Origin of the sequence: Streptomyces sp. WAC 04229 (assembly GCF_003947455.1) — a bacterium.
Classification (GTDB): Bacteria; Actinomycetota; Actinomycetes; order Streptomycetales; family Streptomycetaceae; genus Streptomyces.
The window spans coordinates 1-5,743 of sequence record NZ_QHJH01000294.1; the positions used below are offsets into that span (position 1 = coordinate 1).

The 5,743-nt window shown below is 74.5% G+C and carries 6 protein-coding genes; 2 read left to right on the forward strand and 4 right to left on the reverse strand.

Annotated features, from left to right (window positions below; translation table 11 throughout):
- Positions 1-75 precede the first annotated feature (75 nt).
- Entirely contained in the window at positions 76-1,419 is a 1,344-nt protein-coding gene (locus DMH12_RS36665; RefSeq protein WP_125495619.1) for an amidase, read from the forward strand.
- Between the two features lie 17 nt (positions 1,420-1,436).
- Here the strand turns inward: DMH12_RS36665 and DMH12_RS36670 are convergent, their stop codons facing one another.
- A complete protein-coding gene (locus DMH12_RS36670) occupies positions 1,437-1,919 on the reverse strand; it encodes a GNAT family N-acetyltransferase (RefSeq protein ID WP_125495620.1) in 483 nt (160 codons plus the stop codon).
- Between the two features lie 56 nt (positions 1,920-1,975).
- Positions 1,976-2,152, reverse strand: coding sequence for a hypothetical protein (locus tag DMH12_RS36675; protein ID WP_122615378.1), 177 nt, complete (start codon positions 2,150-2,152; stop codon positions 1,976-1,978).
- Between the two features lie 471 nt (positions 2,153-2,623).
- Here DMH12_RS36675 and DMH12_RS36680 point away from each other — a divergent pair, with 471 nt between their 5' ends.
- Positions 2,624-3,064: a hypothetical protein gene (locus DMH12_RS36680; RefSeq protein WP_122615379.1), complete on the forward strand. Its 441-nt coding sequence runs from the start codon at positions 2,624-2,626 to the stop codon at positions 3,062-3,064.
- A 227-nt stretch (positions 3,065-3,291) separates the two neighbouring features.
- On the opposite strand, the gene DMH12_RS36690 is transcribed toward DMH12_RS36680, so the two are convergent.
- Positions 3,292-4,785 (reverse strand): SDR family NAD(P)-dependent oxidoreductase, encoded by a 1,494-nt coding sequence (locus tag DMH12_RS36690; protein WP_125495621.1) that lies wholly within the window; start codon positions 4,783-4,785, stop codon positions 3,292-3,294.
- 103 nt (positions 4,786-4,888) lie between these two features.
- A partial coding sequence (locus DMH12_RS36695; protein ID WP_125495622.1) for a WS/DGAT domain-containing protein occupies positions 4,889-5,743 on the reverse strand: 855 nt, incomplete at its 5' end.

Below are 5,743 nucleotides of genomic sequence, written 5' to 3' on the forward strand. Positions count from 1 at the left end.
GAGGTGGGCGGGCGGGCAGAGTGCTGTCTGCGTACTCGCCGGTAATCCCGTTCCACCGCACCCCGAGGAGCCCTCGTGACCGACTGGGCAGGCCGCACCGCCGCAGAGATCGCCGCCGCCGTCCGCGAGAAGCGGACCAGCCCCCGCGAGGTGGTGGCGGAGCACCTGGCCCGCATCGAACGGCTCGACGGCCGCGTCGGCGCCTTCCGCACGGTGCGCGCCGAGGCGGCGCTCGCCGAGGCCGAGGAGACCGGCGCCCGGGGCGATCTCGGCGAACTGCCGCTGGCCGGCGTGCCGGTGGCGGTCAAGGACAATCTCCCGGTGCGCGGCGAGTCCACCCGGGTCGGCTCGGCGGCGACCCCGGACACACCGGCCGGGGCCGACCACGTCACCGTCGCGCGGCTGCGGTCGGCCGGCGCGGTGGTGGTGGGCCTGACCAACGTGCCCGAGCTGTGCGTGTTCGGCACCAGCGAGGGTGTGCACGGCACGGTCCGCAACCCGTGGGACCCGGCCCGCTCAGCGGGCGGTTCCTCGGGCGGGAGCGCCGCCGCGGTCGCCGCCGGGATGGTGCCGCTCGCGCTGGGCAACGACGGCATGGGTTCACTGCGGATACCCGCGGCCAACTGCGGTCTGGTCACCCTCAAGCCGGGCCACGGTGTGGTGCCGGCCGGCATCGGCGAGGGCGACTGGTTCGGCATGTCCGAGAACGGGCCGCTGGCCACCACCGTCGAGGACGCCCGCCTCATGTTCGCCGTCCTCGCGGACACCTCCCCGCCCCGCCGGGCGGACTCCGGCGCCCTGCGCGTCGCCGCCTCCCTGCGCAGCCCCCTGGCGGGCGTCACCGTCTCCCGCCCCTACGCGGACGCCGTCCGGGAGGCCGCCGGGGTGCTCATGCGGGCGGGGCACCTGGTGCGGCGGGCGGACCCGTCCTATCCGGCGTCGCTGAGCGTGACCGCGCTGACCCACTGGACGGCGGGTACCTCGGTGGACGCCCGCAACCTCGACCGGCGGCGGCTGGCCCGGCGCACCCGGGTGCACGCGGCTCTCGGGCGGCCCTTCGTCCGCGGGGTCACCACCGGCGCGGCCCGCGACGCGCTGCGCGGGCGCCTGGAGCCGTTCTTCGCGGAGTACGACGTCCTGCTCACGCCCGCGCTGGCCCGCCGCTCCCCCAAGGCGGGCCCCTGGCACGAGCGGGGCTGGCTGCGCAACGTCGCCGCCAACTCGGCCTACTCGCCCTTCACTCCGCCGTGGAACCTCACCGGCTGGCCCGCGATGACGGTGCCGGTCGGCTCCCTGCCGTCGGGCGCCCCCTGCTCCGTCCAGTTGGCCGGGCGCCCCGGGTCGGAGGCGGCGCTGCTGGAGCTGGCGGAGCGGCTCGAGGCGCTGCGGCCCTGGCGGCGGACGGCCCCGGTGGAGTGACGGGGCGGGCCGCAGGGCTACAGGGCGCGGTGCATGACGTGCAGGCCGACCCGGCCGTGGCGCGGGTGGTCGAAGGCGTCCGGCACGGTGCCCAGGATCGTGAAGCCGAGCGAGGTCCACAGCCGCACGGCGGGGTTGGTCTCGACGACGGCGTTGAAGACCATGCCCCGGTACCCCTCGGCGCGGGCGGCGGCCAGGACGTGTTCGGCGAGGGCCCGGCCGGTACCGCGGCCGGCCCGGTCCGGGTCGACCATGAAGCCGGCGTTGGCGACGCGGGCGGCGGGGCCGCCGTAGTTGGGGGTGAGGTAGGCGGAGGCGACGACGGTACCGCTGTCGTTCTCGGCGACGTAGACGCGTTTGGCGGGGTTCATCCACAGGGACCGGGCGTCCGCCTCGGACGTGTCCCGGTCCCAGGCGTAGGTCTCGCCGGCGGCGACGATGCGGTGCCAGAAGGGCCAGATGCGCGGCCAGTCGCCGGGGGTGGCTTCCCTGATCAGCATGGGCGTGAGTCTCGCACGCCCATGCGTCCGGCGGCCGCCCGGGGGGCGGCGCGGGCTCAGTCCACGCTGGGCAGGATGTGGGGCTCGGCCAGGTCGTCCTCGTAGCCCGCGAGGCGGATCGGGGCGGACCGCGCCCACACGTCGAGGCTGCCGATCTCGCCGGGCCGGCGGCGCGCACGCTCGGTGCGTTCCTTGGGGCGCTGCTCTGGGCTCGTCGTCGTCTCCGGTGTCACCGCGCACTCCTTATGTGTCGGATCACCCTCGGGGCCTGTCGGCCAGTCTTCCGTCCGGCACCAGGCCCCCGCTCGGGTGTGGGTCGAGATGCACTACAGACGCGGTGGCGCCGGTACCTCGCAGGAGAGCAGACCGCTGTGTACCGGCTGCCCCCGGACGGACCTCGGGTGTGGGTAGTGCCCTGTGCTGCGGTCCGTCCGACCCAGATTAACCAAATGAGCGGGGGTGCGCTCTATGGGGCTCAAAACATGGGAGAACCATTGCCCTTCGCTGCGCGCGCAGTTGGCACCAGTCTGCCGGGATTCCTCCCCATCCGCACGGTGCGATGCTCACCCGTTCGGCCCAACCGCCGACCGCGCCTTCGAAAGTCGGCGGCCACGGTCGCGCCGTTCAGTCGCCGTTGGCTGCGGCGCAAGCTCGCCATGGTCTGCTGCCCGTCGGCAACGGCTGTCTCGCGGGAGGACCGGGACATGGAACTGCGCAGCGTCGAGGAGCTGATGGACCTGCTGTACGCCTGCCGGGGCGAGCGGTCCGGGGAGTACGGCGGTGAGACCGTGGACCTGCACGGGCACGCGCTGCGGACCGCGGCGCTGCTGCGGCGGCGCCGGCCCGCCGACAAGGAGCTCCAGGTCGCCGGCCTGGTGGCGCCCGTGGGCCGGCTGCTGTGGCCCGGCGCCCCGGCCGTCCGGACCGCCGACGCGGTACGGCCGCTGCTGGGCGCGCGCGTCTCCCGGCTGCTGCGCCGGGCCGCCCACCCCGAGGCGTGGGCGCACGACGACGACCTGGCCGGCCTGCACCAGGCGGCCGAGGAGGCGCGCACCGCCGTCTTCGACGCCGGGGTCCTGGAGGACTGGCGCACGGTGCTGGAGCTGACGGCGGCCCGCAACTCGCGGCTGGGCGCCGTGGACTAGGTCCTGTCGTCAAACTCCCGTCGTCCGCCCGGAGGGCGGGCCCGGCGGCGTCAGGTGCGTGCTCTCGGCGCGCGGGGCCCTGATCCTCGTACTGGATGTACTTGGGTCAGGGCCCCGTGCGGCGAGAGTGCGTGCATGGCGCCGCCGGGCAGACGGGAGTTTGACGACAGGGCCTAGGGGTGTCGTCCGGATCAACGACACCCCCTATGACCTGACCGGCCCTCCGGTCACCACTTGCCGGGCGCGTAGTCCTTGAGGAAGACGCCGTACAGGTCCTCGCCCGCCTCGCCGCGCACGACGGGGTCGTAGACCCGGGCCGCGCCGTCGACCAGGTCGAGCGGGGCGTGGAAGCCGGCCTCGGCCAGGCGGAGCTTGTCGTAGTGCGGACGCTCGTCGGTGATCCAGCCGGTGTCCACGGAGGTCATCAGGATCCGGTCGGTGTCGAACATCTCCTGGGCGCTGGTCCGCGTCACCATGTTCATCGCGGCCTTGGCGGCGTTGGTGTTGGGGTGTCCGGCGCCCTTGTAGCCGCGGGCGAACACCCCCTCCATCGCGGAGACGTTGACGACGTAGGCGCGGCCCTTGGGCGCCCGGCGCGCGGCCTCGGCCATCGAGGGCCGCAGGGCGCTGATGAGGATGAACGGCGAGGTGTAGTTGCACAGCTGGGTCTCCAGCAGCTCCACCGGAGAGATCTGCTCGATGGTCTGCACCCAGGTGTTGGAGTCGACGACGTCCGGAACGAGGCCGCCCGCGTCGATGGCGGTGCCCTCGCGGTGCCGGACCACGCTGGCGTGGCCGGCGACCAGGGCGAGGTCGGCCACCTTCTGCGCGTCCAGCCCGGAGGTGCCCACGGGCAGCGCGGCCAGCCCGTCCACCGCACCGGAGTTGAAGGCGCCGATGACGTGGTGGGCGGGCAGCTCACCGGCGGGCAGCGGGGCGCTCTCGCCCTCGACGAGCGCGGCGTACGCGGAGGGCAGGCGCCGCACGGTCTGCGTGGCGTTGTTGATCAGGATGTCGAGCGGTCCCGGCTCGGTGACCCGCTCGGCGAGGGCGACGGCCTGCGCGGGGTCGCGCAGGTCGATGCCGACGACCTCGAGGCGGTGCAGCCAGTCCGCGGAGTCGTCCATGGCCTTGAAGCGGCGGATGGCGTCCTTGGGGAAACGGGTGGTGATCGTGGTGTGCGCGCCGTCGCGCAGCAGCCGCAGCGCGATGTACATGCCGATCTTGGCGCGGCCGCCGGTGAGCAGCGCGCGCTTGCCGGTGAGGTCGGCGCGGGCCTCGCGGCGCTCGCGGTTCTCGGCGGCGCACGTCGGGCAGAGCTGGTGGTAGAAGTAGTCGACCTCGACGTAGCGCTGCTTGCAGATGTAGCAGGAGCGAGGGCGCTGCAGTATCCCGGCGATCCGCCCCTGCTCGGTGCGGGAGGAGGGCAGCAGGCCCTCCGTCTCGTCGTCGATGCGCTCGGCGGAGCCCGTGGCGGTGGCCTCGGTGACCGCCTTGTCGTGGGCGGTCTTGGCGGCCCGGCGGTCCTGGCGGCGGCGCTGCTTGACCATGCGGTAGATGTGCGAGGTGGCCCGGCGGACCCGGATCGCGTCCGGGTGGTCGACGTCGAGTCCGTCGAGTTCCTCCAGCACGCTCAGGCATACGGCCAGCCGCTCCGGGTCGATCCCGGGTCCGTACACCGCCTCGTCCGTGCTCGCCGCACCGTCCTGTGTCACCGTCATCGCCGCTGCCGTTCCCTGGTCACCGTCGCGGCGCTCCATGACGCGACCGCTGTCGAACAGCGGATTTTATTCAGCGCCGGGCCCGGAACCAAACCCGCCGGGGTCAGGGACCGCAGGCCGTGAGCAACGTCTCCACCTCCTCGGTGAGGGCGAGCGCGAACCGGTCGAGGTCGGGCACCGCCTTCGCGTCCGCGACCAGGCCGAAGTGGACCTGTCCGCGGTACGTCGAGACGGCCACCGCCAGGGAGTGGCCCCGGGCCAGCGGAGCAAGCGGATAGACCTCGGTCAGCGGGTGGCCGCCGAGCCGCAGCCCGAGGCTGGGCAGGGGCACGCTGGTGACGAGGATGTCGAACCAGAGCCGGGCGGCGCCCGAGACCAGCGGGCCGCCGAGCCGGTGGCCGAGCGCCGGGACGTGGTCGGCGAGCAGCGCGACGGCTCCGGCGCCCCGGCCCGGTCCGGCGTCCTTGTTGCGGTCCATGGCGGCCCTGACCGTGCCGAGGCGCGACAGCGGGTCGGGGTCGGCTACCGGAAGCCGTATCAGGTACCCGGAGAGCCGGTTGCCCTGTGGGTGGGCGGTGCGCGGGCGGCGCTTGGAGACGGGGATCAGGGCGCGGGGCGCGACGCCCTCGCTGCCGTCGCCGCGCTCGTCCAGCCAGCGGCGCAGGGCGCCGGCGACGACCGCGATCAGTACGTCGTTGACGGTGCCGCCGGTGGTCTTGCGGACGTGGTGCACGTCGTCGAGGTCGACCGCCACGCCCGCGATCCGGCGGGTGCCGGAGGACTCGGCGGTGAGCGCGGCCGAGGAGCGCACGTCGAGGGTGGACAGGGCCGCGGCGGCCCCGATGTCCAGCGCGCGGCCGGCGTCGGACAGGACGCCGCGCAGCCGGTCCGGCAGCGTGCGCACGTCGGGCAGGAGCCCGCGCGAGGGCGGCGCGGCGTCCGCCCGGCGGCACCTCTG

Excerpts from the sequence above, each read along its gene's own strand:
- DMH12_RS36670 (WP_125495620.1), bottom strand. The coding sequence starts at position 1,919 with ATGCTGATCAGGGAAGCCACCCCCGGCGACTGGCCGCGCATCTGGCCC.
- DMH12_RS36680 (WP_122615379.1), top strand. The coding sequence starts at position 2,624 with ATGGAACTGCGCAGCGTCGAGGAGCTGATGGACCTGCTGTACGCCTGC.
- DMH12_RS36690 (WP_125495621.1), bottom strand. The coding sequence starts at position 4,785 with ATGACGGTGACACAGGACGGTGCGGCGAGCACGGACGAGGCGGTGTAC.